Origin of the sequence: Pseudomonas parafulva NBRC 16636 = DSM 17004 (genome assembly GCF_000730645.1) — a bacterium.
GTDB classification, from domain to species: Bacteria; Pseudomonadota; Gammaproteobacteria; order Pseudomonadales; family Pseudomonadaceae; genus Aquipseudomonas; species Aquipseudomonas parafulva.
In genome coordinates this window covers 53,587-78,046 of sequence record NZ_BBIU01000002.1, presented here as the reverse complement: position 1 = coordinate 78,046, position 24,460 = coordinate 53,587, and the positions used below count along the sequence as shown (strand labels likewise).

Genomic DNA, 24,460 nt, shown 5'->3' with positions numbered 1-24,460 from the left:
ACAGGCTGGACCGCAGCCTGTGCCCTACACCTTACCCCTGCGAACGGCTACAATCGCGCCCCTCCCCGATTATCCAAGGATCGCCGATGTCCGGCCTTGAACTCATCGCCGCCGTCCTCGGCGTTACCGCTGTATGGCTGACGGTCAAGCAGAACACCTGGTGCTGGCCCATCGGCCTGATCGCTGTGCTGATCTACGGCTGGTTGTTCTATGAGGTCAAGCTGTACTCAGGCATGTTGCTGCAGGTGGCCTACGCCGGTTTGCAGCTGTACGGCTGGTGGCAATGGAAGCGGCCTGGGCGCGCCGAAGAGGCGCGCCGGGTCTCGCGCCTGGCGCCATTGCCAATGGTCGCCGGCCTGGCTGCCGGCCTGGTGCTGAGCGCAGGGCTGGGCGCCAGCATGGCCGGCTTCACCGATGCCGCGCTGCCGTGGCTGGATGCCACTCTGACCGGGTTCAGCCTGGTCGCGCAACTGTGGATGGCGCAGAAGCGTGTGCAGTGCTGGCCGCTGTGGGTGGTGGTCGATATCGCCTACGTCGGCCAGTACCTTCATCAGCAACTTTACTTCACGGCGGGTTTCTTCGTAGTGCTGACCTTGCTCGCCCTACGCGGCTGGCTGGAGTGGCGCCGTGACCCGGCGCTGGCGCAACCATGAAGGTCGTGGTGTTGTGCGGGCCGGAATCCAGTGGCAAGAGCTGGTTGAGCGGGTTGATCCAGGCCCGTTTCGGGGGTGTGGTGGTAGGCGAGTACGTGCGCTACTTCATCGACCAGCAAGGGCGGGACACCTGTTATGCCGATATCCCGGTCATCGCCCGCGGCCAACTGGCCTGGGAAGATGACGCACGTGCAGAGGCCCCGCCACTGCTGATCCTCGACACCCACCTGCTCAGCAACATGCTGTGGAGCCAAGCCTTGTTTGCGGCGTGCCCGCCGTGGCTGGAGCAGGCATTGCTGGCGCGGCATTACGACCTGCACCTGTTGCTCAGCCCTCACGGGGTACCTTGGGTAGCGGATGGCCAACGCAGCCAGCCGGCGCTGCAGGACCGCCAGCAGTTCTTCGACGACAGCCTGCAGTGGCTGCAACGCCACCAGCAGGCCTACCATGTTATCGAGGGCACCTGGGAACAGCGTCAGCAGGTGGCCGCCGAGCAAGTCGCCACCCTGATGGGGCGCTGCGCGACGTCATAACCGCCCCAGTGTTAAGCACATGACACACGCCAGCCTCCGAATACCCCGCATTCAGGGGCTTTGGTGTTAATTGCCGCAGAGTGTCAAGGCGCTGAAACAGCCAAGTTTCCCCCTCAAGATTGAGGCCATTGCAGCTGTCCGCCCACCCTGGGCGCCGGTGCGCTGTATCAGGGCTGACACACATCCCCACCTCATCACCCCTCCTGAACGCTCAAGCCCTTGATATTGGTGCAGTTATAAAAAGCGGCACGGCTTCTGCTCTGCCTAGCGCATCGCTGAACAAGGCCAGCGGCTAAAGAGGGAACGCCGTCGTGAGGAAGATCAACCACCGCCTCAACCACCTGATGCTGATCGGGTGCGTGCTGGGCTCGCTGAGCCTGTCGGCCCAGGCTGACAACGGCATCATCGTGATCACCCGTGATGTGCAGACCCGCAACGCGGTAGTGCCTCCTCTGCAGCCTGACCCCTCCCCGACCACCGTCAACGCCAACCCCGTCGCTCACGTGCTCAGGCAAACCAACGAACTGAGCGATGGCGACTTCGCCAACATCAGCAGCGGCGCTGGCATCAATTCGCTCATCACCCAACAGACCGACCACCTGGGGGGCAACCTGTCGCATCAGAACCAACTGCCCAACCTGGCCGCAGGCAGAGGGACAGGCTCGGGCAACGGTATTTCGAACATGGTCAATTCAAGCGTGCAGAAAGGCCTGGCCCCACTGCAGATCCTGACGGGAGGCAAGTGAGATGAAGCCCATGCTGCTTCTGCTGGCCGCGCTGTGCGGCGCACCGGCCTTCGCCCAGCCACCGGCTGCGGTCGACAACACCGCCGACATCGACAACTCGGGCAGCGGTTACCAAGGCAACATGACGGTCAACCAGGCGGCGGGCGACATGCAGCAGCAGGCCAACGCCCGCGCCTTCGCAGCCGGCCACGGCGCCAGCGCCAGTACCCAGATCCGCCAGCGCCTGAACGTACCGGCTGACCCTGCCATGGATGCCAAGGCCAGTATCGGCGGCACTGCGTTCAGCCATGGCAGTGGCGCCCTGGGCGTCAACCAGAGTGCCGGTGCCGGCACGCAGCAGGCCAACGCCCTGCGTATCAGTATCGGGGCACAACCGCAAAGCATCGACGACAGCGTCCTCATGCAACAGAACGTGGCGCTGCTCAACAACTCCGATTCAGCTGCCATCTCGGCCGGCCATCGCCAGGTCACGACCAGTGACCAGGCGTTCACCGGTGGCCGTGGGGTGGTACAGCTGAACCAGAGTGCCGGGGTGGGAAACCGCATGGCCAACACCTTGAGCATACGGGTCGCGGATTGACCCTTTTCGTTAAGCACGACACTTAACCCTTAAGAGCACGGAGAATCACCATGAAACCTTCGATGGCACTCAAGCCTCTGGTTTTCGCAATTGCGGCGGTCATGGCTGTAGCTGCACAAGCTGATCAGAACGGCCGCACCTACCACAACGGCAGCAGCACCACCTGGCTGCCCATTTCGGCCAAAGCCGATGCACTGGATACCCAGCGCAGCACCGGCAACACCATCACCAACCAGGGCACTGTGAACCAGGCCGAGATGAGCAGCTCGGCCACGGGCGCAAGCGGCAACGTGGGTGTCAACGTGGCGTCCGGTAATGGCAACCAGCAGGGCAACGCGTCGGCGATCGCCAATGCGGCGGCTGATTCCACCCTGGACAACAGCTTCGTGTTCGGCACTGCCGAAGCCAATGCCGATGTCAGCCAGTACAGCAACAACAACCGTGTCGACAACTGGTCTACCCAGTCTTCGGCCGTGATGAGCGGCTCGGGCGAGGGCAGCTCGGGTAACGTGGGCATCAACATTGCCGGCGGCGACCTGAACCAACAGAAAAACAGCATGGCCATCGCCAACACCAATGCTGGCATCGGTAACGCCACGGCCACCGCCAAGGCCGACCAGAATGGCCCAGGCCTGGTGGTCAACAACGGCGCCGACCGCACTTACCGTGTCGACACCCTGACCTTCACCACCTCGGCCACCGGCTCGAGTTCGCGCGAAGGCACCCTGAACTCCACGGACAACCGCAGCGCATCGTCCAACTTCAGCCTGGCCGGCTCGCAAAGCGCGAGCTCCAGCGGTTCGAACGGCTGGAACGCCAGCGGCTCGCACTCCAGCAACGCCAGCGGTTCCAACAGCGGCAGTGCCAGCGGCTCGAACAGCTGGGGCATGAACGGCTCGGCCAGCGGCAGCGCCAGCTCGTCCAGCAGTGCCAACCTGACAGCCACCCTCGCAGCTGCAGCGGATGCCACGCGCACCGTAACCGTCAACAATGGCAACGGCGACCGCACCCGCACCAACAGCGTCGACGGCTCGCTGAATGCCTCGCTGAACGCCTCGATCGACAAGTCGCAGCAAAGCGCTTATGACTCCTCGTTCGAAAAAGCCTTCGATTCGAACTACGAGAAAACCCACCAATCGTCCTATGACAAGTCGCGTGACTCTTCGTACACCAAGTCGCATGACTCGTCGTACGAGAACGCCTCGGCCTCGGCGTATCAGAAGTCTGGCCAAGCAGCCAGTCAGTCCTCGAACGACGTTGCCAAGAGCTACAGCGAAAGCAGCGCTTACGACTTGAGCAATACCGTGTCCTTCCAAGTGCTGACCCCGACCGGCTGGGCCAACCCTGTTACCAACACTGCAACCCTCAGCGGTTCGGTGAACGGCGGCAGCGGCAACCTGGGCGTGAACGTGGCGGCAGGTGTGGGCAACCAGCAGAGCAACTCGCTGGCCATCTCCAACACCTCGTTCTAAGTGGCGTGCCAAAGGCCCTCTTCGGAGGGCCTATCCCCAACACACCAGAAGGCAACCGATCATGCGCACCATCGCCTTGGCGTTCCTGTTGTGCGTGGCCTGCGTGAGCGAAGCCGCGCAGATGCCGCTGTCCGTATTGCCGGGCGGTGCCGTGGTGTTCAAACCGATCCAGAGTGTGCGCGAACGCAAGTTCGTCGACCTGGTGCAACAAAAGACCGATTTCAGCTGCGGTGCTGCCGCGCTGGCCACCATCCTGCGCCAGGCCTACTGGCTGGATGTGGACGAACATCAGATCATCGAGGGCATGCTGGCCCACGCCGACCAGGACCTGGTGCGTACGCAAGGCTTCTCGATGCTCGACATGAAACGCTACGTGGAGAGCCTGGGCATGCGTGCCCGGGGCTACCGGGTAGCACCCGATACCCTGCACGACGTGCGCATCCCGGTGGTGGTGCTGATGGACATCCGTGGCTACAAGCACTTCGTGGTCATGCAGAAGGTCGACAGGGGCTGGGTATACATCGGTGACCCCGTGCTGGGGCACAAACGCTACAGGGTCGATGACTTCATCAAAGGCTGGAACGGCATCATCTTTGCCGTGATCGGCCAAGGGTACGACAAGGACAACGCGCTGATAGACCCACCGCTGCCGCTCACCGCCAAGGGCCGCCTGGATGGCTTCACGCCAGTCAAAGACGCAGACCTGCTGGACTTTGGTTTCATCAAAAGCGACTTCTTCTAACGCCTCTTCCAATGACAAGGTGCATGATGCGCCGGGGAGCATTCCATGAAGACCCCAATCTGGCTGGCCATGGCCTGTCTTGCCGCCAGCCTGCCCATCCACGCCGAGACGTTCGAGCCCATCGAACTGAAGGACCAGGAGCTGGCGAACCTGCGCGGGCGCTTCGTGATGCCAGGGCGCATCGTCAGTTTCGGCATTGTCATGAGCAGCACCTGGCAGAACGCCCAGGGTGAGGTGATTGGCGCCACCAGCAGCCTGCAGGTGCAGCAATCCACAATCAAACCTCAGTTCTACGTATCGATGATCGATGAAAAAGTCCCCACCAGTGCCCATGCCAGTACCCCGGCGGGCGCTCAAGGTACCGGTACGGTAACCGGTGGCGGCGGGCTGGGGACGACTCAAGGGGTCACCCAGGTGGTACGCGCCGCCGGTGACAACAACAGCGCCTACAACAATGTCGATGTGAACGTCACCAAGGCCAACGAGGCGCCCGTCTTCCAGCCCCAGGGCCAGGCGCTGGCCGCCGGCCAGACGCTGGTGGGTGAAAATGGCGCCGGTGCGCTCAGCGTATCGTCCAGCGGCGTGGGCGTGCAGTTGAACATCAACGCCAACAATAATCAGGGGAGCACCGTGCAACGGCTGGCCCAGGGCGGGCTGATGCAGAACACCACCCTGCTGGGCAATGGCAACTTCGTGAACAACGTGACCTCGTTGAATGTGGTGATGCGCGACAACCTGCCAGCAGCCGCGTCGCTCAATGGCAGCCTGGACCAACTTAAAGGTCTTCGCACTTTCGGATACTGATCTACGCTCAGTCTCATCAAAGCAGTCGGAAGGGACGGCAATTCCATGCAACGATCGTTAACGCTCAAAGCGGTTGTTTGTTTGACTACCTTGGCACCCGCCACCTCGCTGTACGCCGCTGTAGATCCGCAGGTAGAAGCATTGAAACAGGAACTGGTAGAGCTTAAGCGCCGCTACGAGGCCCAGCAGCAGGCGCTGATGGTGCTGGAACAGCGGGTGCGTCAGGTTGAAGAAACCCCTGCCGCCCCACCGCCTAAGCGCCTCGTGAAGTCCCCGGCTGAACGCGTCAAGGGTGGCCAGACCGTGGCCACCGGGGCCCCTGGCACCACCGGCAGCTCCTACGGCCAGGCGTTGGCAGCCGACTCGGAGCCTGCACAGAGCGTGTCCAACCTGTACGACGAGGCCAGTGGCTTCTTCGGCGGTGGCAAGTTCAGCCTGGAAACCGGCCTGACCTACACCCATTACGACACCCGTGCACTGACCCTCAACGGCTTTCTGGCCCTGGACTCGATCTTCCTCGGCAACATCAACCTGGACCGCATCAAGGCCGATAACTGGACCCTGGACCTGACCGCCCGCTACAACTTGGCTCAACGCTGGCAGTTCGACGTCAACGTACCCGTGATCTACCGCGAGTCCACCTACTCTTCAGGGGGGGCCGGTGGCGCCGGGCCCACCACGTCCGATGCCAGCGTGACCCGTGACCCGGAAATCGGCGACATCAACGTGGGTGTTGCCTACAAGTTCCTCGACGAGTCCGAGAGCTGGCCGGATGCCGTTGCCACCTTGCGGGTCAAGGCCCCTACCGGCAAGGACCCGTATGGCATCAAACTGCGCCAGGTGGCTGGCAACGACAACCTCTCGGTACCTGAAAGCCTGCCGACCGGCAATGGCGTGTGGTCCATCACCCCCGGTATTTCGCTGGTCAAGACGTTCGACCCGGCGGTGCTGTTCGGCAGCCTGTCCTATACCTACAACCTGCAAGACTCGTTCAGTGACATCAGCCCTCAGGTCAACAGCAAAGTGCCGGGCGACGTCAAGCTGGGTGACTCGTGGCAGATCGGTGGCGGTATCGCCTTTGCCCTGAACGAAAAAATGAGCATGTCGTTCTCGGTGTCGGACCAGATCGGCCGCAAGAGCAAGATCAAGCCCGATGGGGGTGACTGGCAAACCGTCTCCAACAGCGACTACAACGCCGCCAACTTCAACATCGGCATGACCTTCGCTGCCAGCAACAACCTTACGATCGTACCCAACCTGTCCATCGGTCTGACCGATGACGCCCCGGACTTCTCGTTCAGCCTGAAATTTCCCTATTACTTCTGATGGTTGCACACACCGGGCCCGCCTGTGCGGGCTCGGTTTTTGTGTGGCAGGCCTTTGCACAAAGGCTTCCGAGCGCCCTTGCCTGTTATCATCCAGCACAGATGCATGACGTTTTAATGGCAAAAGGGAAGTTTTTGTGAAGAGCCTGTCAGACCGCCCACGCACCCGGTTGATCGCCCTGGCGATGCTGGTGCTGGTGATCCCCCTGGTTGCGCGCACCGTGCTTGGCTGGTCGAACCCGCTTGGCTATGTGTCGGACCTTGCCCTGGGCGGGGTTCTGCTGCTGTTGCTGTATCGCCGCCCCTGGTGGCTGGGCTTGCCGGTTTTGCTGGCCTGGGCGGGCCTCTGGGTGGCTTCGGCCGAGCTGGTCAGCGCGGTGGGCAGGCTGCCGACCAGTGCCGACCTCACCTATTTGTTCGACCCGCAATTCATGGAAAACTCCACCGGCGGCAGCCTGGCCCACGCCTGGCTGCCCGGCCTGCTGGGCGCAGGCCTGCTAACCTGGCTGGTCTGCGCATGGCGCAGCCGTGGCCAACCCGGCGCGCCGTTGCCGCGCAGTGCGTGGGTCGGTGTCATGGGCCTGTTCGCCATTCACTGGGGCAGCCAGCAGTTGGCGCCCTCGGATGCCGATCAATGGCGCCAGTACAACCTTGGCCACCAGGTGTTGTCAGCGGGCGTGGGCAACCTGCAGCGTCTTGTCGAGGGGCGCGCGCCCTTCACACCCCTGCCCAGCACCGGGCTGACCCAGGCCGACCTGAACGGCCAGCGCCTGTTGGCCGCCACCGGCAGCGCCCGCAACGTGTTGATCATCACTGTAGAAGGCATCCCAGGGGCCTACCTGCGCCCTAATCGCGAGGCGTTGCACAGCCGCTTCGATGAAGACCTCATGCCCAGGCTTGGCCAGTGGGCGGCTCGGGGCATGAACACACCGGACTACGTGCTGCACACCCACCAGACCATCCGTGGGCTCTATGCCATGCTGTGCGGCGACTACGACAAGCTGGCCAATGGCACCCCCAAAGGCGTAGAGCTGCTGACCCAGGCCGAGCGCAACCAGGCGTGCCTGCCTGCCCAACTGCGCCAGGCCGGTTTTACCACCCATTACCTGCAAGGGGCGGGTCTGCGCTTCATGGCCAAGGACCGCATCATGCCGCATATCGGCTTTGAATCCGTGCATGGCGTGGAATGGTTCGGCAACCGTAACTACCTGGATTTCCCGTGGGGCAAGGATGACCGCGCCTTCTTCGAAGGTGCTCTGGACTACGTGGGCCAGCTGCGCAAACAGGACCAGCCCTGGATGCTGACCCTGCTCACGGTCGGCACTCACCAGCCCTATTCGGCACCGGCGGATTACCTGGCCCGTTACGACACCCCCAAACAGGCGGCCGTCGCCTACCTGGACGACGCCCTTGGCGGCTTCCTGGACGCCCTGGAGCGCCAGGGCGTCCTCAAGGACACCCTGGTGGTGGTCACTTCGGATGAATCCCATGGCATCGACGGTGTGCGCCTTGCCTCGTCCTGGGGCTTCAACCTGACCCTGGCACCCGAGCAGCGTTTGCTGCCAACCCTCAAGTCAGGCACCTACGGCCATGTTGACCTGGCCACCTCCGTACTCGACTATTTCGCGCTGCCCATCCCCCTGGCCCTGAGTGGGCGCTCCTTGTATCGGGATTACGACACTGGCCGCGAGATGATCTCGTTCACCAATGGCATGCTGCGCTATCACAACGGGCAGGGGGTGTTCACCGAGTGTGATTTCCAGCAGCGCTGCCGGCGCTATGCCAGCGACGGTTTCATCGCCGACAAGGCCCGCTATCTGGGCCAGGGCGATAGCTACCTGGGCCAGCAGGTCGGTGCATTGGCGGCGGTACTCGACCAGTCTTTGCTGCAGACCCCACTGAACCTGCGCTACCAGTTCGGTGGGCCCTCCCCCATCCAGCTACGCAAGCGTATTCACGACGACTGGGCCGACAACCTGATTGGCGCACAGTATCTGGAAATGCCACAGGGCTCGCACACACGTGTCAGGGTCAAGGTGCGCTCACTCGACCCCAAGCGTGCAGCATTCATCCAGCTCAAGGCCAAGCAGATGGAGCAGGAAGTGGCCCTGGGCCTGCCCGCCGAGGTGAAGGTGACCGCCAAGAAGCCGCTTGAAATGGAGTTCCGTTTCGACAACCCCGTTGAGCGCAAGGCCTTTTCATTTCACCTGCTCGGCTACGGCGGTGGCCAGGTAGAAGTCAGTGACTTCAGCGTGATCACCGCGCTGCCGGGTGAGGATGATGGCCTGGATGAGTTGACCGAGGACCCTGTCGCCCATTCGGGTTGACGGCATGGCCGGCTAGGTGCGCACACCCAGCATGCCGCGCTCGACGATGAAATCGATTACCGCCTGCAGGCCCTCGCCTTTTTTCAGGTTGCTGAAGGTCCAGGGCCGTTGTGGCCGCATGCGCTGGGTATCACGTTCCATGACCTCAAGCGAGGCGCCCACATAGGGCGCCAGGTCGGTCTTGTTGATGACCAGGAAGTCCGATTTGGTGATACCTGGCCCACCCTTGCGCGGGATCTTCTCGCCTTCGGCCACGTCAATCACGTAGATCGTCAGGTCAGCCAGCTCTGGGCTGAAGGTCGCGCTCAGGTTGTCACCGCCGCTCTCGACGAAAATCACTTCCAGGTTGCCGAACTTGCGCGCCAGTGCCTCTACGGCCGCCAGGTTCATCGAGGCATCTTCGCGGATCGCCGTGTGCGGGCAACCACCGGTTTCGACGCCGACAATACGCTCGGGCTCCAGGGCGCCGGCCTCGGTGAGGATGCGCTGGTCTTCCTTGGTGTAGATGTCATTGGTGACCACGGCGATCTGGTAGTGGTCACGCATGGCCTTGCACAGCGCTTCGAGCAGTGCGGTCTTGCCAGAGCCAACCGGGCCACCGACACCGACGCGCAGGGGTTGTTGATAGCTTTGCATTTCAGGCAGTCCTCAAGAACGGAACAAACGGGTGTATTGGGTTTCGTGACGCGATGAGGCGATGGCCAACAGCGGCAAGCCGCCGCCGATCTGCTCATCCTCCAGCATCAGCGCGTGGTCGAAGGCTGCAGGTAACTCAACACTCAAGTCGCGTAAGAGCGTTTGGGCCGCCTGCTGGCCAAAAGGCACCAGCTTGACCCCGGCCATGACGGCGCCCTCCAGCCAGGCAAAGCCATGGCCCAGGGCCAACTGGCGCAGGGGGATGGCCCACTGGGCTGCCAACCAGGCCATGCCACCCAGTTGGGTCATCTCCAGGCTGGTTCGCCAGGCGGGGGCCTGGCCCAACCGCCAGCCGTCGAGCAGCCGTGCCAGCGCAGCCCCGCGCTGCTGCTCTTCCAGGCGCAATTCGGCGGTTTCGCGGTTGGCCAGCAAGAAACGGCTCCAGTGCTCGAACGCCGCAGCATCCTCGGCCAGGCAGGCGTGGTACAGGCGTACCAGCACCGGCCAGTCGAGGCAGGCCAATGTGTCGTCGATCTGCTCGCGCTGCCAGGCAGTGAACCCGGCCAGGTCCTTCACCCAGCCAGCTTCCACCGCCCACTCAAGGCCTTGCGAATAGGTAAAACCACCTACCGGCAGGCCAGGGCTGACCAGCTGCAGCAAGCGCAGTAACGCCAGGTCGCTGCTCATCAACCGACCAGCACCATGGCGGCGCTGGCCAGCAAGCCGCCGCCGAACAGTTTCTGCAACCCGGTGTGGCGACGCAGCAGGCAGCCAACGGCAAAACCGCCGGCCAACAGCAGGCCACTGACCAGCACAAAGCCTGCGCTGAACTGCCAGAACGCACTTGGCGTGGCTTCGACGCCGTGAGCCCAACCGTGGAACAACGCGAACATTGGCATGGCCATGGCCAGCAGCACCTGCCGCCCTGGCAGCAACAGGGCAGCACCGGCGACTACCAGCGAGCCGGCAATCAGGGTTTCCATGCCCAGCACACCACCGAACAGGTGGCCACACACGGCACCAGCGAACATCGCGGCCAGGGTCGCCAGTGGCAGGGTGAGGTTGCGCCGGGTCAGGGCGGCCAGCACGCCGGTACCCAGCAGCATCAGCAGGTGGTCAAGGCCGGTGAGCGGGTGCAGCAGGCCATCCTGCAAGGGGTTGGTGTCATGCCCAGGGTGGGCGAAAGCGGGTACGGCCAGCATCAGCAGCAACAGTGGCAGGGTCTTTTTCATTATCAGCTCCAGTGCAGTTCAGGAATGGGCAGGCAGGCGCACGAACGGATGATCATGGCCGTGGCTGTGGCCATGGGGCGCACTTTGGTAGGCCCCCGCCTCAGGTTCAAAGGGGGCCTGTTCGGCCTCCACCGTCAGCCCCAGGCCACGCAGCATGTCGTCCAGCACATGGTCATGCTGGAAGCGCAACAGGCCGGGCTCGATTTGCAGCGGCACATGGCGGTTGCCCAGGTGATAGGCAGCCCGGGCCAGCAGGTGCGGGTCGCTGCAGCGCACCGTCGACACCGCCTCCGGCGCCGCCAGCACACGAATGCACTGGGTACCCGCAGCGTCGGCCAGCCACTCCCCCCCACGCAGCAGGTGGCCACGCTCGAGCATCAGCCCGGCCTCGCGGCCATCGTCCAGGGTCACCCGCAGGCGGCTCTTGATACGGCTGTCGACGTCCAGGGTGACGGTGCCGGTTTCAGCATGGGCGCCGGGGTCTGAAATACGGCGGGTAAGGACAATCATCAGTGCTCCTTCAGAACAGAAAATAACGCTGGGCCAGGGGCAGTTCCGTGGCCGGCTCGCACACCAGCAGTTCGCCATCAGCACGCACCTGGTAGGTTTGCGAATCGACTTCGATCACTGGCTGCAGGGTGTTGTGGACCATGTCGGCCTTGCGCACCCGGCGACAACCCCGGGCCACACCGATCAGGCTGCGCAGGTTCAACTCCTGTGCCAGCCCGCGGTCGAGGGCGGCCTGGGGCAGAAACGTCATGCGCGTGGCATGCCGGGCTGCGCCCAGCGCCCCGAACATGGGCCGGTAGTGCACAGGCTGAGGGGTGGGGATAGAGCCGTTGATATCGCCCATGGGCGCTGTCACGATCATCCCGCCCTTGATCACCAGGGCCGGCTTGACCGCGAAGAACGCCGGCGACCACAGCACCAGGTCGGCCAGCTTGCCGGCTTCCACCGAGCCCACCTCATGGGCGATACCGTGGGTAACCGCGGGGTTGATGGTGTACTTGGCGATGTAGCGCTTGACCCGGAAGTTGTCGCTGTAGGCGGTATCCGGGGCCAGCGGGCCCCGGCGCAGCTTCATCTGGTGCGCCACCTGCCAGGTGCGCAGCACCACTTCCCCTACCCGGCCCATGGCCTGGGAGTCGGACGAGGTCATGGCGAAGGCGCCCATGTCGTGGAGAATATCCTCGGCGGCGATGGTTTCACGGCGGATGCGCGATTCGGCGAACGCCACATCCTCGGCGATGCTGGGGTCCAGGTGATGGCAGACCATCAGCATGTCCAGGTGCTCGTCCACCGTGTTGACCGTATAGGGCAGCGTCGGGTTGGTGGAAGACGGTAGTACGTTGGCCTGCCCTGCCGCGCGGATGATATCCGGGGCGTGCCCGCCGCCGGCGCCTTCGGTGTGGAAGGTATGGATGGTGCGGTCACCGATGGCCGCCAGGGTGTCCTCGATGCACCCTGACTCGTTCAGGGTGTCGGTATGGATGGCCACCTGGATGTCCATCTCTTCGGCCACGCCAAGGCAGCAGTCGATGGCCGCTGGCGTCGAGCCCCAGTCTTCATGCAGCTTGAGGCCCACGGCCCCTGCGGCGATCTGTTCACGCAGGGCTTCGGGGCGCGAGGCATTGCCTTTGCCCAGCAGGCCGATATTGATCGGCAGGCTGTCGGCCGCCTGCAGCATGCGCGTCAGGTACCAGGGGCCAGGGGTGCACGTGGTGGCATTGGTGCCGGTAGCGGGGCCTGTGCCGCCGCCAATGAACGTAGTGACACCGCTGTTGAGGGCTTCGTCCACCTGCTGCGGGCAAATGAAATGGATATGCGAGTCCACCCCACCTGCGGTAACGATCTTGCCTTCGGCCGCGATCACCTCGGTGCCCGGGCCAACCGGTACGGTGACGCCAGGTTGCACATCCGGGTTGCCGGCTTTGCCAATGACAGCGATGCGCCCGTGCTTGATGCCGATATCGGCCTTGACGATCCCCCAGTGGTCGATGATCAGCGCGTTGGTGAGCACCAGGTCCATGGCGTCCGCCGCCAGCATCTGCCCCTGGCCCATGCCGTCGCGGATCACCTTGCCGCCGCCGAACTTCACCTCTTCGCCGTACAGGGTGTAGTCCTGTTCTACTTCGACCCACAGTGCCGTGTCGGCCAGGCGCACCCTGTCCCCCACGGTGGGGCCGAACATGTCCGCATAGGCCTGCCGGGAAATACGGCTCATGCCCTGCCCTCCAGCGCGCCCATCACCTTGCCCTGGAACCCGTAGATTTCGCGCTTGCCGGCATAGGCCACCAACTGCACGGTGCGCGCCTGGCCCGGCTCGAAACGCACCGCCGTACCGGCCGGGATGTCCAGGCGAAAACCGCGAGTGGGCTCACGGTCGAACACCAAGGCCTGGTTGACTTCATAGAAGTGGTAATGGGAGCCGACCTGCACCGGCCGGTCACCGTGGTTCGCCACGCTGACACTGACCGTGTCACGGCCGGCGTTGAGTTCGATGTCGCCCTCGGCGACCTGGATTTCACCTGGAATCATGGGGGTACCCTGGGCGTAGTCAGACAATGGGTTCATGCACGGTCACCAGCTTGGTGCCGTCGGGGAAGGTGGCCTCCACCTGCACGTCGTGGAGCATTTCGGCGATGCCGGGCATCACCTGCTCCCGGGTCAGCACTTCGCGCCCCAGGCTCATCAGTTCTGCGACCGTACGCCCATCGCGTGCGCCCTCCAGCACAGCGGCGCTGATCAACGCCACCGCTTCGGGGTAGTTGAGTTTCAGGCCGCGGGCCAGGCGCCGCTCTGCCAGCAACGCTGCAGTGAACAGCAGCAGCTTGTCTTTCTCTCTTGGTGTCAGCTCCATGGGTGCTCTCTCAGGTAGCCCAGATACGCGGTGGGCAGGCTGGCAGGCCAAGAACGGCCGGGCGCAGCACTCGCCACAGGCATTGCAGGGTGTGTTGCAAGTGTTGGTTGTCGTGGTCGAGCAGGCGGATCACCAGCAGCGACCCCAGCAATGTGGCGCCACCCGGGTTACCCAGGGCTTCGAGCAAGGGCCGTACCTGGTCGAGGGTGTGCTGATCAGCAGGTGCAGCGCACAGGGTCGCTAGCAGCGGATAGCCACCCAGCTTTTCAAGGCGGCCCCCCGTAATACGCAGCCTCTCGTGCAGGCCAGGCTCGCCGGGCAGTTCGATGCGCAGCCGGCTGTCGAGCGCCCCCTGCAAAAACTGCTCGTTCATCACCGGCCGGCCCAGGCACAGGGTTTCCCAAGCCAGCAGCCTTGCGCCTGGCGCCAGGGTGAAACGGCTGTCCAGGCTGGCCCGGGCGCCAGAGAAGAAGATGCTGTCCTGGGGTAGCCATTCCAGCGTGCTGCCAGCGCCCAGGTGAAAGTGCTGGGCAAGGCGCGCGGTGGGGCCAATGCTGCGATAGAACTTGCTGGCGCCGGGCATGGTCAGCAACGCGTGGGTGCCGGGCTCAAGGTGAATGTCCAGCTCCAGCCGGTCCCCAGCGACAATGCCCCCAGGCGGGTGCAGCACGTACACATGACATGGCGCACCCTCCGGGTAAAACGGCCTTTGCACCAAAAGGGGTCCGTAATGGCGTCGCGCACCAAGGCGGGTCACGCCATCGCGCACAATGAAGCGCAGTTGCAGGTAGGCGCTCCACCCGGCTTCATCGGTATGTGTTGCAATATGCTCCGCCAGCGACATCCTGCGGCCCCTGAAATCCGTGGCCTTGATGGCCGTTGCGAGGGCCAGGCTGGCGCATATCGGTATGCGCCCGGCCTGACCACTCGATCAAATTCTCAGGCTGGATATAGCAGGTTGCGGGCCAACTCCGCAGGTGAACTCAGATTAAACCTGTGGCAGGCCTGCGCCGGTGTCGGGCACGGCGCACTATCCAAGGGCGGCTGGCGGCGCTGTTTCAGTGCCTGGCGGGTTAATAGTCGAAACGGTCTACCGCACGACGCCGCTCGTTGTCGTCACGCCGGTCATAAATGGCGGTGGTCTGGATATTGGCATGGTGGGCGAGCTTCTGGGCGATCGACAGGTCATGCTCTTCGATGACGCGGGTGATGAAGGCCCGGCGAAAATCATGGGGCATGATTTTCACCCCCACCTGTGCACCCCGCTGGCGGGCGATGTAGTAAATCGCATGTTTGGTGATGCGTGCGCGGGTGATGTGGTTGCCACGGCGGATGCGGTTGAACAGAAACGGGTCGTCTTCTGCGCCGGCAGGTAACGCCTCGCGGCGAAGGCTCAACCAGGCCTGCAGCTTTTCGAAGGCCCAAGGCGGTGCGTACTTGATCAGCTGGTGGTTGCCCTTGCCCACCACTTGCAGGCTGCGCTCCTGGAAATCCACCTGGTCCAGGTTGATGTCCACCGACTCGGACTTGCGCATGCCGGTGCCATACAGCAGGGCAATGATTGCCGCATCCCGCACCCCTTGCGGGCGGGGGTCGGCGGCGCAGGCATCCATCAGCTCGCGAATGAGGCTGCGCCGCAGGTTGCGCCCAGGCGGCAACCGGGTGCCTGTGGCAGGCTTCACCTCGCGCATGCGCTGCAAGTGTTCATGCTCGATCAGCCCCTGGCGCCAGGCTTCGTTCATCACCCCACGAATGGCATTCACATACAGCGATGAGCTGTTGGGGGCATAGCCGTCTTCGCGCAGGGCCGACACCAGCCCAATCACGTGGCCAGGCTCCAGCTTGTGCCAGGGGACGTCGGCAAGGTTGCAGTCGACGAAGCCAAGCCGGTCGGCTGTGTCCTGAAGAACGTAGCGCATGGTCTGCTGGCTGGACGGCGCCAGCCGGGCCATGTACTGCAGCAACGGGTTGTTCGGAAGATCGGGCAAAACGTGGATCCTGTGGCAGCGGCAAGTGGCCAGGGCAATCTTGAAACGAAACGAGTCAAAGCGACATGATGCCAGTCATTAGGACTCGCGGCTGGTAGGGTCATTACGACCTTGAGCAGTGCCATCACCTTGATATTCAAGGGCTGCAGCATTGGCACAGATCCTGATGTTACCTGAATCACCCTGGTAGATCTAAGGCATCACCATGCTCGTACACTTGATGGAGTACCGCCGTTGCCGACCGCTGTGGAACCTCGCGTTCCGCCCGTTCTTCCTGGCCGGCACTGTGTTTGCGCTGATCGCTGTGATGGTATGGGCAGGCACATTGGCCGGCGTGTCCGCACCCGTGCCCAGCGGAGGCATGCTGGCCTGGCACCGTCACGAAATGCTATACGGTTTTACCGCAGCCATCGTCGGCGGCTTTCTGCTAACGGCGGTGCAGAACTGGAGCGGATTACCCGGCCTGCATGGGAGAAGCCTTCAGGCACTGTTCTTGATATGGCTGCTGGGGCGCGCGGCCTGGTTTCTGCCGCTGCCTGTTGAGTGGCTTGTGGTGATCGAGGGTGGTTTTCTGCCTTTGGTGACGTTGGCGCTGGCCAGGCCAATCGTGCAGCGGCGGTTGCGCAACAACTACCCGATTGTGGTGTTGGTGTTGGTTTTTACGGGCTGCCAATGGCTCACCCTCGCAGGCTTCCTGCGCCAGGACGAGCCGTTGCAGCGGCAAGGCGTGTTGGCCGGGTTGTGGCTGGTGGCTGCAATGATGACTGTATTGGGTGGCCGGGTGATTCCGTTCTTCACCCAACGCGGGCTGGGCATCATGACGGCAAGCACACCACGCCCCTGGCTGGACCGCAGCTGCCTGGTGCTCAGTGTCACGGCGGCACTGGCCATGGCAGCAGGCTTCGGCCAGGCGCCCCAGTGGGGCCTGGCCGTGCTGTTTGGTGGCCTGTTCGCCTTGCACGCTGCCCGCCTGCTGCTGTGGCATGACCGCAGGCTTTGGGGCATACCGCTGCTGTGGTCGCTGCACCTGGCCTATGCCTGGCTTGCCGTGGCCACCCTGGGCATGGCGTTATGGCACGCTGGAGTGAACGTCAGCCCTAGCCTTGTAACCCACGCATTGACCGTGGGCGCGATGAGCGGCCTGATGCTGGCAATGATGGCGCGGGTGAGCCTGGGGCACACAGGCCGCCCGTTGAGCGTGCCGGCCAGCGTGGCCGTTGGGTTCGCACTGCTGCACCTGGCGGCGCTGGCGCGGGTGATATTACCCCTTCTCACCCCTCTGGCTTTCAGCCTGTCTGCCTTGTGCTGGTGCATGGCACTGCTGTTGTTCGTGAGGCACTACCTGCCGATACTGCTGCAACCCCGGGCGGATGGCCTGCCGGGTTAGCGGGTTGCAGGCGGCCACCAACCGGGGAACATCTGCTGGACCCGGGGCTCGGTGAAGCGCTCGTCAACCAGTACCAGCACGCCTTGGTCCTGGTCCCCGCGTATCACCCTGCCCGCCGCCTGGATAACCTTGCGCACCCCCGGGTACAGGTACGCATAATCGAACCCTGCACCAAACTGCTGGCCCAAGCGCTGTTTGAACTGCTCATTGACCGGGTTGACCTGTGGCAGGCCCAATGTGGCGATGAACGCCCCGATCAACCGGGTGCCTGGCAGGTCCACCCCCTCACCGAATGCCCCACCCAGTACCGCAAACCCCACACCCCGGCCATCGGCAACGAAGCGATCGAGAAAACCCTGACGCGCAGCCTCGTCCATGCCAGGCGCCTGGGCCCACACGGGCAGTTGCGGGTGCTGCTGTGTCAACAACCCGACCACTTGTTGCAGGTATTCGAAGCTGCTGAAAAACGCCAGGTAGTTCCCCGGCTGGGCCTGGTACTGCTGTGCAATCAACTCGACGATGGGGGCCAGCGAAGCGTGACGCTGCTGATAGCGGGTGGATACCTGGCTGGCGATGCGTACCTGCAGCTGCTCGGCACGAAACGGCGCGGCCACCTCCAGCCAGGCGGTGTCGGCAGGCATGCCCAGCAGGTCACGGTAGAAGCGTTGCGGGCTCAGGGTGGCGGAGAACAGGGTCACGCTGCGTGCCGCGCGCATGCGTGGGCCCAGCAGCCGCGCAGGGTTGACGTTGCGCAGGCACAGGGTTGCCAGGCGCCGCTTGCGCGGGCCCTGGCGCACGGTGATGTCGAACAGAAAGTGTTCATCGAACAGTTCTGCCACGCGGGTGAATTGCAGGGCCTGAAAAAAGAACTGCAGCAGCGCCGGGTCAATGTGCACAGGTGCCTGGTTCATCTGTTCCTGAATCAACCCCACGCACTGCTGCAGCGCACGTAGAAGCCCCTCTGGCAGGTGCTCGCTGGCTTCATAGGGCGCACGCTGTTCCTTGTACAGCGCATTCCACTGCCGGTTCACGCGGTCCAGTGCACTGCCGAGGCCTGGCGGCTTGGCCTGGCGCAACGCGAGCAGCTGGCTTTGGTCCAGGCTGGCGCTGTACATGCTGCGGCCGCGCTCCACCAGGTTATGCGCCTCATCCACCAGCACGGCTACCCGCCACTGGTTGGTCTGGCTCAACCCGAACAACAGCGCATGCGCGTCGAAGTAGTAGTTGTAATCGGCAATCAGCACATCGACCCAGCGTGCCATCTCTTGCCCCAGGTAATAGGGGCACACCTGGTGGGCCAGGGCCACTTCCCGCAGCCGGGCACGATCAAGCAGGGGCAAGCCGGCCGCCGCTTGCCGTGCGGCAGGCAGCCGGTCGTAGAACCCCGCAGCCAGGGGGCAGGACTCACCATGGCAAGCCTTGTCGAGGTGTTCACACGCCTTGTCACGGGCGATCAGCTCAAGTGTGCGCAGGGCGGGCTGAGGGGCGCTGGCAGTGATCTGGCCGATAGCGTCCAGCGCCAGCGCCCGCCCTGGGGTTTTGGCGGTCAGGAAAAACACCTTGTCCAACTGTTGCGGCACCATTGCCTTCAGCAGCGGGAACAGCGTGCCCAAGGTCTTGCCAATCCCCGTACTCGCCTGCGCCATCAGGCAGCGCCCGGTGCTCACGGCTTTGTACAGGGTTTCGGACAACTGCCGCTGGCCCTGGCGGAACTGCGGGTAGGGAAAGGTCAGCGCCTGCAGCCCGTGGTCACGCTCGGCCAAGCGCTGTTGCTGGTAATGTGCCCACGCCAGAAACCGCTGGCACTGGGCCTCGAAAAAGACCTGCAGGTCGCCCGCTGTGTGGTGCTCGCTGATCAGTGTCTGGCCATCGTTGTCCACATCCAGGTACACCAGCGCCACCTCGATCGCAGGCAGCTGCCGGGCTTGGCACATCAGCCACGCATAGACCTTGGCCTGGGCCCAGTGCAGCTGGCGATGGTTAGCGGGCTGGCGCGCCAGGTCACCGCGGTGGGTCTTGATTTCTTCGAGGCGATTGCAGGCAGGGTCATAGCCGTCGGCGCGGCCGCGCACTCGCAGGGCCTGGTATTCACCTTCCAGGGGGATTTCCGATTCGTAACCAGCCGCCCGGCGTGCGACCACCCGGCGATGGCCTTCGATGCCTTCCTGTGCGGTGGGCGAAGGCGTGAAGCGCAGGTCCAGGTCGCCCACCTTGGCACTGAACTCGCACAAGGCACGCACCGCCACGCTGTAGCTCACGCCGCATCGCTCCAGCGCACGTGACACACCGCCACCGGTAGACCATGGGCGCGGCAGAACTCCAGCCAGCGCAACTGGTTGTCTTGCAGGCGGTCACCCGGCCCTTTCACCTCGACCATGCGGTAGCGGCCCTGCTCTGGCCAGAACTGGATAAGGTCCGGCATGCCGGTACGGTTGTTGCGTATGTCCTGCAACAAGCGCAAAAAGCATTGCTTGAGGTGCTCGCCGGGCAGGCACGCCAAGGCTTGCTGCAGCAGCGCTTCGCTGAGCATGCCCCAAAACACGAACGGTGACTGCAACCCCCGCTTGGCCGCATAGCAATCGAGAATCGCCTGCTGGTGGCTGCCGTCTTCGAGGCGGCCCAGGCAGCGGGCGAAATCCGCACTGCGACGGTGCTGGAAGTCACTGTCATGCAGGTCCTGGGGCGCCGCCTGGAACGGGTGAAAGAACGCGCCCGGCACCGGCGCAAAAATGGCCTCCCAGCACAACAGGCCGAACAGGCTGTTGAACAGCGTGTTCTCTACGTAATGCACCTGCCCGCCCGCCTGCGCCAAGTGCTGGCGTACGGCCTCTTCAACACCCAGTGCTGCATGGGCCCGGGGCAGTTCCAGCTCAATCAGCTCCAGCGGCGCCGCCCGCTGGCGGCGCTGCGGTGGGCCGCCAAGCTTGCGCGCCAGCCGCGGCAGCATGCGCTCCAGCGCCTGCACCTCCAGGGCATTGGCTGGCGCTGCTGCCAGTTGCAGCGCCAACGCGTGCGCCTGGGCCCAACACTGGGTGCGTTCCAGCACGCGCACCTGGCGGATGCGTGCCTGGGCATGACTGCACTGGGTGTACACCGCCATGGCCTGGTCCCACTCACCCTGCCGTTCACACTGCTGGCCGAGCGCAAACAACAGCCGCGCCTGCCGCCGTGCCAACCATGGGTTTTCACTGCGCAGCCCCTGCAGCGTTGCCAGTATCGACAGGGTGTCGTCGCCCTGGTCCAGCCGCTCGGCGCATCGATGCAGTGCCATGGCCAAGTCCAGATCAGTGCGCTGCTGCAGGGCACGAGAGTCGGCACTGAACGGCACGTGTTCGTAGCGCATCACCCCGAGGTCGGCCAGCACGAAGTCGGACCAGTCCTGGTAGAGGTTGCCGAAAAACAGCAGTCGGATCCGGTCGCATACCGGTTGCAGGCACCACTCATAAATGCGCACGCCGGTGGCAGGGAACCATTCGGCCAATGACCGCGGTGCCAAGGCCATTTCTTGCAGGTGGCTCAGCCATTCATACTTGGCCGCCCGCGGCCGGCTCAACCGGTCAGCGAAGCAGTCGGCCAGTTCGTCCTTGCGCAACAGGGCGAACAATTGCTCAAGTTCAAGCCGCTCGGGTTCGCGTACCCAGCCTAGCGCCTGCAGCGGTTGCAGGGCCTGGCAGGTATCGCCTATTTCGTCATACTCAAGGCGATCACCGCGAAACAGCTCGCCCTTGCGCATCACCATGCGCACCAGCAGCGCCTGGGCAGGCGCCTCAAGCTGAGTGAAGGCAGCGATGAAAGCCTTCTCTTGCTCATCGAGGAGGTCTTCGTAGCGCTGCCCCACCCACGCCAGCACCTGGCGGAAGTTGTGCAGGTAGTAGAAAGGGTCGTCGACGGAATGGGCAATCACGGAAATCAGGGCAGGCGGCGGCTCTCAGGGACACTGTTTATACATACAGACCTGCCAGCCTGGCAAGTGCCGCGGGTCGGGCCATACACGCTAGCGACTGTCTGCGGCCCTCGCCAAACGCTCTACAGCCGCCTGTAGTTCCACCGGGTCGTCGCCCAGCCACCCCAGCGCCAGATAATGCCGATAGCGGCCTTGCAGGCTGAACTCCGCCCCAGGCATTGCATACAGCTCAGACCCTGCCACGGCAGCCATCACGCGGCCCCACTGCGGTGCCCGGCGCAGGCGTACCCAGAGCAGCAGGCCACCCTGGGGTGGGTGCACAGCGGCACTTGGGCCGAACTGCAGTTCCAGCATACGCGACAGGGTTTGCGCACGCCGCAGCAGGCCCGTGCGCACCTGAAGCCACTGGGCGTCGACCTCACCTTTGCCGAGCATGCAGGCGAGTGCCAGCAGCCGCAGCGGCGCCAGCCGGTAGGCACGCTCGATGAAGGTCTGTTCCAGTACCTCGGCAGGGCCCAAGACATACGCGTAGGGCACCTCGGGCCCCAACGCGGCCTCGAATCCCCCCAACACCAGCAGCCAGCGCGGCTCTACCCAGTCACGCAACCGGGTCATCGGCGGCCCGGCGTGGCACAGGTCGCTGTCCAGATCGTTTTCCAACACCCACAACGGGTGCTGTGACAGCAGGTGACCGATCTGTTGCTGGCAGGCGGCAGCTACCAACCGGCCCTGGGGCATGCCCAGGCAGGAAGGCATGACCACCATGCCCACAGGCTCGCTGTCGAGCAGGCCGGCCAGTGCGCGCAGGTTCGGGCTGCCACGGCCATCCACGGGCACTTCGAGTACGCGTAAACCGGCGTTGGTCAGGGCCCGCAATACCTGCCTGCAACACGGGGACTGCACCAGTACCGTGGCACCCTCCAGGGCCAGCGCCTTGAGCAATGTATCCAGCAGTGCCGTCACGTCCGGCGCCAACTGCACGTCACCCGCGCGCCAGTAGCGGCTGCACGAGCGTGTGTAGCGCTCGGCCAGCACCAGGCGAAGGCGGGCACTGGCAGGGTCGGCCCATGGGCCCGAGGTGCTCGCTTTCTGCCGGGCCAGCCGCCGCTCATGGTTCAACAAGCTGCCCTGCAATACCGGCCGAAGCGGCAAGGGTGGATGGCCAGGCATGGTCGCTGGCAATTGGCTGGGGCCACTGTGCACGAAGTAGCCCGACCGTGGCAGGCACTGCACGCGGCCCTCTTCTTCGAGCAGGTTGTAGGCATGCTGCACGGTTGCCAGCGATACCTGCAACCTGCTCGACAGGGTACGTAATGAGGGCAACCGACAGGTACCCGCGGCCAAGGCCTGGCCGATCAATGCTTCCAGGTACCTGCGCACCTTGCGGTAGGCGAACTCCCGGGGCATGTCGCCGTGCATCAAGTGATCTCCGCCGGGCTGCGCGGTCGGTTTGGCAGGCGCCGGGGCAACAGCCTCAGGTGGATATCACGGCGGGCCAGGTTACTGAGTACGCGCCAGGCTGAAAGCGGCAGCCGCCCTTCGTATATCCACTTCAGTTGCCCCAGTTGCAAGCCGCTGATGTTCACCAGCCAGGCCTTCACCGCCTCTGGGCAGGGTTTACCCTGCAGGGCCCTGTGCAGGTAGGGCAGCGCCACCAGCATGTCGGTATGGCGACACTGCAAAAAACGCTCGAGGTTCTTGCCTTGCCTGGCGAAGGGATTGAAGCACAGGCACGTCAGTTGGCCATGGTCGATACCGTAGGCCTTGCCCACCTGCAGGCTTTGCGAGTCTCGCCGTTTGCCCTCCGCTGCCGGGCACGCCAGGCGCAACGCCGGGCGACCGGGCTGCGGTTCCTGGCTGCGGGCGCGCAACTCGTGCAACTGTGCCAACGCCACAGGGTCGACAAATGCCCCGAAGGGCCAGGCATCCCTGGCAGTCTCATCGATGGAGCCGAGCATCACGTCAAGCTTCTGGCCCTCCAGTAACTGCTCCAGAAAATCGTCCATGGGCATCACCCGCACCGATGCTGCTTCGGTGGTGGCTTGGGGCTCAGGTACCGCGTGGGCCGCCGTAGGGGCCTGCGCGGCGTTACCCAGGCGGATGAGCGCCTGGGTCAGTGCCCCCAGGCAATGGTGCGTTTCATGAACCCCTCGCTCCCCCGCCAGCAGCAGGCTACGCCGCGCCCAGGCCAGAAACCGCCGCCGCTGGCGTGCAGCAATCGCGGTGACCAGTACATCCGCACTGGCCTGTGACTGCAGGGCAGCACCCACTGCCATCGCCACCTCCAGGTGAAGGCGGCTACCCAGCAAGGCCTCTGGCCTGGCGTCGATCAAATGCCCAAACACCAGCATGGCATCCTTGGCAACGGTTGAGGCCGGTGGCTGTGACACGCCGACGCTGCTGAACGGCACCACCCCTCGCCCCTCCATCATCTGCAGCTGTACCCGTGGGTCATCCTGCAAGAACAGCGCACTGAAGTTTCGCTCATGACAAGACCTCAACGGTTCGCCCGCCGCCGGCAAGCTGACCACCAGCACCCGCAACTGGAACGTCACCGGCCCGCGCAGGGCGATGCTCAATTGCGCAGCGCGGAGCATGGCCAGCAACCGGATACTGCGCCGGTCACTGCCGTGCAGTACCAACAAACGAAAGGTGCCGATATATTCGGCGCCCCCCGCAGCCACCAACAACCGCTGTATCAACAACTGCAAGGCCGCGCGCTGGGCTTGCGACATATGGTTCAACAAACGTTCCAGCACTTGCTGGTAGATATAGTGCATCGCCTGGTCGTGAATAGCAGTCACGGTATCACCTCATCAACTTCATGCGGCCAGCACTGCCGAACACACTTTTATTGTTCCGGCACGCTGCGGGGTCCCCCCGCGAGGGGTACGGCAAATCGGTCAGGGCACACGCCCCATCACTGTCGCCATACCATCGAGAACACCGCAATACGGCGCCACTTAACTGCTGCACATATCCGTGGACCAGGCCTGGCCATGTTCATCACTCGCTCCTTGCGCAAACTATCATTAGGCCATTATCGAGGTACGGAAAACGAATTGAAGATACAGATAGGGGTAAAAAAAGCAGTCAGCAAAGATGAATAGACAGCTTGATGAGTCGACCGAGATAGTTCAAGCGAGGATAGTTGGCGAGATATTACTAACAGCTGGTTAGTCAATCTATGGAATGTAGTCCAGCACTGCTCTAGTTGTAGGAATGTTCTTTTTTATAATAAATAATCGTATGATATCGCCCACAAAAAACC

The 24,460-nt window shown here is 63.6% G+C and carries 23 protein-coding genes; 10 read left to right on the top strand and 13 right to left on the bottom strand.

The window, feature by feature from the left end; all coding sequences use genetic code 11:
* The first annotated feature begins 86 nt into the window (after positions 1-86).
* The 9 genes from pnuC to PPA02S_RS00520 all read left to right on the top strand — a co-directional run bounded on the left by pnuC (position 87) and on the right by PPA02S_RS00520 (position 9,182).
* Positions 87-653: a nicotinamide riboside transporter PnuC gene (gene pnuC / locus PPA02S_RS00560; RefSeq protein ID WP_028634223.1), complete on the top strand. Its 567-nt coding sequence runs from the start codon at positions 87-89 to the stop codon at positions 651-653.
* The gene (locus tag PPA02S_RS00555; protein ID WP_028634224.1) at positions 650-1,186 is read left to right on the top strand and encodes an AAA family ATPase; all 537 of its coding nucleotides are present in this window, start codon (positions 650-652) and stop codon (positions 1,184-1,186) included. The genes pnuC and PPA02S_RS00555 overlap by 4 nt, the downstream gene beginning before the upstream one ends.
* A gap of 311 nt (positions 1,187-1,497) precedes the next feature.
* The gene (gene fapA / locus PPA02S_RS00550; protein ID WP_028634225.1) at positions 1,498-1,932 is read left to right on the top strand and encodes a functional amyloid chaperone FapA; all 435 of its coding nucleotides are present in this window, start codon (positions 1,498-1,500) and stop codon (positions 1,930-1,932) included.
* Between the two features lies 1 nt (position 1,933).
* Complete coding sequence (gene fapB / locus PPA02S_RS00545) at positions 1,934-2,512, top strand: fibril amyloid subunit FapB (RefSeq protein ID WP_028634226.1); 579 nt, start codon at positions 1,934-1,936, stop codon at positions 2,510-2,512.
* A gap of 50 nt (positions 2,513-2,562) precedes the next feature.
* Positions 2,563-3,984 (top strand): amyloid-like fimbrin subunit FapC, encoded by a 1,422-nt coding sequence (gene fapC, locus PPA02S_RS00540; RefSeq protein WP_028634227.1) that lies wholly within the window; start codon positions 2,563-2,565, stop codon positions 3,982-3,984.
* A gap of 61 nt (positions 3,985-4,045) precedes the next feature.
* A complete protein-coding gene (gene fapD / locus PPA02S_RS00535) occupies positions 4,046-4,726 on the top strand; it encodes a fibril amyloid maturation endopeptidase FapD (protein WP_028634228.1) in 681 nt (226 codons plus the stop codon).
* Between the two features lie 45 nt (positions 4,727-4,771).
* Positions 4,772-5,530, top strand: a complete 759-nt coding sequence (gene fapE, locus PPA02S_RS00530; RefSeq protein WP_028634229.1) for a fibril amyloid subunit FapE — start codon at positions 4,772-4,774, stop codon at positions 5,528-5,530.
* A 45-nt stretch (positions 5,531-5,575) separates the two neighbouring features.
* A complete protein-coding gene (gene fapF / locus PPA02S_RS00525) occupies positions 5,576-6,856 on the top strand; it encodes a fibril amyloid transporter FapF (protein WP_028634230.1) in 1,281 nt (426 codons plus the stop codon).
* A 136-nt stretch (positions 6,857-6,992) separates the two neighbouring features.
* Positions 6,993-9,182: an LTA synthase family protein gene (locus PPA02S_RS00520; RefSeq protein ID WP_028634231.1), complete on the top strand. Its 2,190-nt coding sequence runs from the start codon at positions 6,993-6,995 to the stop codon at positions 9,180-9,182.
* Between the two features lie 12 nt (positions 9,183-9,194).
* Here the strand turns inward: PPA02S_RS00520 and ureG are convergent, their stop codons facing one another.
* The 9 genes from ureG to PPA02S_RS00475 all read right to left on the bottom strand — a co-directional run bounded on the left by ureG (position 9,195) and on the right by PPA02S_RS00475 (position 15,898).
* Complete coding sequence (ureG, locus tag PPA02S_RS00515) at positions 9,195-9,818, bottom strand: urease accessory protein UreG (RefSeq protein ID WP_028634232.1); 624 nt, start codon at positions 9,816-9,818, stop codon at positions 9,195-9,197.
* Between the two features lie 12 nt (positions 9,819-9,830).
* Positions 9,831-10,505, bottom strand: a complete 675-nt coding sequence (locus tag PPA02S_RS00510) for an urease accessory protein UreF (protein ID WP_028634233.1) — start codon at positions 10,503-10,505, stop codon at positions 9,831-9,833.
* Positions 10,505-11,050: a HupE/UreJ family protein gene (locus PPA02S_RS00505; protein ID WP_028634234.1), complete on the bottom strand. Its 546-nt coding sequence runs from the start codon at positions 11,048-11,050 to the stop codon at positions 10,505-10,507. The genes PPA02S_RS00510 and PPA02S_RS00505 overlap by 1 nt, the downstream gene beginning before the upstream one ends.
* Before the next feature lie 18 nt (positions 11,051-11,068).
* Positions 11,069-11,560, bottom strand: a complete 492-nt coding sequence (gene ureE / locus PPA02S_RS00500; protein WP_028634235.1) for an urease accessory protein UreE — start codon at positions 11,558-11,560, stop codon at positions 11,069-11,071.
* A gap of 10 nt (positions 11,561-11,570) precedes the next feature.
* On the bottom strand, positions 11,571-13,274 hold the full coding sequence (gene ureC / locus PPA02S_RS00495) for an urease subunit alpha (RefSeq protein ID WP_028634236.1): 1,704 nt from the start codon (positions 13,272-13,274) through the stop codon (positions 11,571-11,573).
* Complete coding sequence (locus tag PPA02S_RS00490; RefSeq protein WP_028634237.1) at positions 13,271-13,588, bottom strand: urease subunit beta; 318 nt, start codon at positions 13,586-13,588, stop codon at positions 13,271-13,273. Before PPA02S_RS00490 ends, ureC begins: the two co-directional genes overlap by 4 nt.
* Positions 13,589-13,607: 19 nt before the next feature.
* Entirely contained in the window at positions 13,608-13,910 is a 303-nt protein-coding gene (locus PPA02S_RS00485) for an urease subunit gamma (RefSeq protein WP_028634238.1), read from the bottom strand.
* 10 nt (positions 13,911-13,920) lie between these two features.
* Entirely contained in the window at positions 13,921-14,754 is an 834-nt protein-coding gene (locus PPA02S_RS00480; protein WP_028634239.1) for an urease accessory protein UreD, read from the bottom strand.
* A gap of 229 nt (positions 14,755-14,983) precedes the next feature.
* Positions 14,984-15,898 (bottom strand): site-specific integrase, encoded by a 915-nt coding sequence (locus PPA02S_RS00475; RefSeq protein WP_028634240.1) that lies wholly within the window; start codon positions 15,896-15,898, stop codon positions 14,984-14,986.
* A gap of 205 nt (positions 15,899-16,103) precedes the next feature.
* Between PPA02S_RS00475 and PPA02S_RS00470 the strand changes: the two genes are divergently transcribed.
* Entirely contained in the window at positions 16,104-17,285 is a 1,182-nt protein-coding gene (locus PPA02S_RS00470) for an NnrS family protein (RefSeq protein ID WP_028634241.1), read from the top strand.
* On the opposite strand, the gene PPA02S_RS00465 is transcribed toward PPA02S_RS00470, so the two are convergent.
* The 4 genes from PPA02S_RS00465 to PPA02S_RS00450 form a co-directional block, all read right to left on the bottom strand.
* Positions 17,282-19,543, bottom strand: a complete 2,262-nt coding sequence (locus PPA02S_RS00465) for an ATP-dependent DNA helicase (RefSeq protein WP_028634242.1) — start codon at positions 19,541-19,543, stop codon at positions 17,282-17,284. The genes PPA02S_RS00470 and PPA02S_RS00465 overlap by 4 nt on opposite strands.
* On the bottom strand, positions 19,540-21,189 hold the full coding sequence (locus PPA02S_RS00460) for a VRR-NUC domain-containing protein (protein ID WP_028634243.1): 1,650 nt from the start codon (positions 21,187-21,189) through the stop codon (positions 19,540-19,542). Before PPA02S_RS00460 ends, PPA02S_RS00465 begins: the two co-directional genes overlap by 4 nt.
* A gap of 90 nt (positions 21,190-21,279) precedes the next feature.
* Positions 21,280-22,608 (bottom strand): aminotransferase class I/II-fold pyridoxal phosphate-dependent enzyme, encoded by a 1,329-nt coding sequence (locus PPA02S_RS00455; RefSeq protein ID WP_028634244.1) that lies wholly within the window; start codon positions 22,606-22,608, stop codon positions 21,280-21,282.
* Complete coding sequence (locus PPA02S_RS00450) at positions 22,608-23,993, bottom strand: hypothetical protein (protein ID WP_028634245.1); 1,386 nt, start codon at positions 23,991-23,993, stop codon at positions 22,608-22,610. Before PPA02S_RS00450 ends, PPA02S_RS00455 begins: the two co-directional genes overlap by 1 nt.
* Positions 23,994-24,460 lie beyond the last annotated feature (467 nt).

Excerpts from the sequence above, each read along its gene's own strand:
- fapE (WP_028634229.1), top strand. The coding sequence starts at position 4,772 with ATGAAGACCCCAATCTGGCTGGCCATGGCCTGTCTTGCCGCCAGCCTG.
- ureG (WP_028634232.1), bottom strand. The coding sequence starts at position 9,818 with ATGCAAAGCTATCAACAACCCCTGCGCGTCGGTGTCGGTGGCCCGGTT.
- PPA02S_RS00505 (WP_028634234.1), bottom strand. The coding sequence starts at position 11,050 with ATGAAAAAGACCCTGCCACTGTTGCTGCTGATGCTGGCCGTACCCGCT.
- pnuC (WP_028634223.1), top strand. The coding sequence starts at position 87 with ATGTCCGGCCTTGAACTCATCGCCGCCGTCCTCGGCGTTACCGCTGTA.
- PPA02S_RS00470 (WP_028634241.1), top strand. The coding sequence starts at position 16,104 with ATGCTCGTACACTTGATGGAGTACCGCCGTTGCCGACCGCTGTGGAAC.
- PPA02S_RS00555 (WP_028634224.1), top strand. The coding sequence starts at position 650 with ATGAAGGTCGTGGTGTTGTGCGGGCCGGAATCCAGTGGCAAGAGCTGG.
- ureE (WP_028634235.1), bottom strand. The coding sequence starts at position 11,560 with ATGATTGTCCTTACCCGCCGTATTTCAGACCCCGGCGCCCATGCTGAA.
- PPA02S_RS00485 (WP_028634238.1), bottom strand. The coding sequence starts at position 13,910 with ATGGAGCTGACACCAAGAGAGAAAGACAAGCTGCTGCTGTTCACTGCA.
- fapD (WP_028634228.1), top strand. The coding sequence starts at position 4,046 with ATGCGCACCATCGCCTTGGCGTTCCTGTTGTGCGTGGCCTGCGTGAGC.
- PPA02S_RS00490 (WP_028634237.1), bottom strand. The coding sequence starts at position 13,588 with ATGATTCCAGGTGAAATCCAGGTCGCCGAGGGCGACATCGAACTCAAC.
- fapC (WP_028634227.1), top strand. The coding sequence starts at position 2,563 with ATGAAACCTTCGATGGCACTCAAGCCTCTGGTTTTCGCAATTGCGGCG.
- PPA02S_RS00510 (WP_028634233.1), bottom strand. The coding sequence starts at position 10,505 with ATGAGCAGCGACCTGGCGTTACTGCGCTTGCTGCAGCTGGTCAGCCCT.
- PPA02S_RS00480 (WP_028634239.1), bottom strand. The coding sequence starts at position 14,754 with ATGTCGCTGGCGGAGCATATTGCAACACATACCGATGAAGCCGGGTGG.
- fapF (WP_028634230.1), top strand. The coding sequence starts at position 5,576 with ATGCAACGATCGTTAACGCTCAAAGCGGTTGTTTGTTTGACTACCTTG.
- PPA02S_RS00455 (WP_028634244.1), bottom strand. The coding sequence starts at position 22,608 with ATGCACGGCGACATGCCCCGGGAGTTCGCCTACCGCAAGGTGCGCAGG.
- fapB (WP_028634226.1), top strand. The coding sequence starts at position 1,934 with ATGAAGCCCATGCTGCTTCTGCTGGCCGCGCTGTGCGGCGCACCGGCC.
- ureC (WP_028634236.1), bottom strand. The coding sequence starts at position 13,274 with ATGAGCCGTATTTCCCGGCAGGCCTATGCGGACATGTTCGGCCCCACC.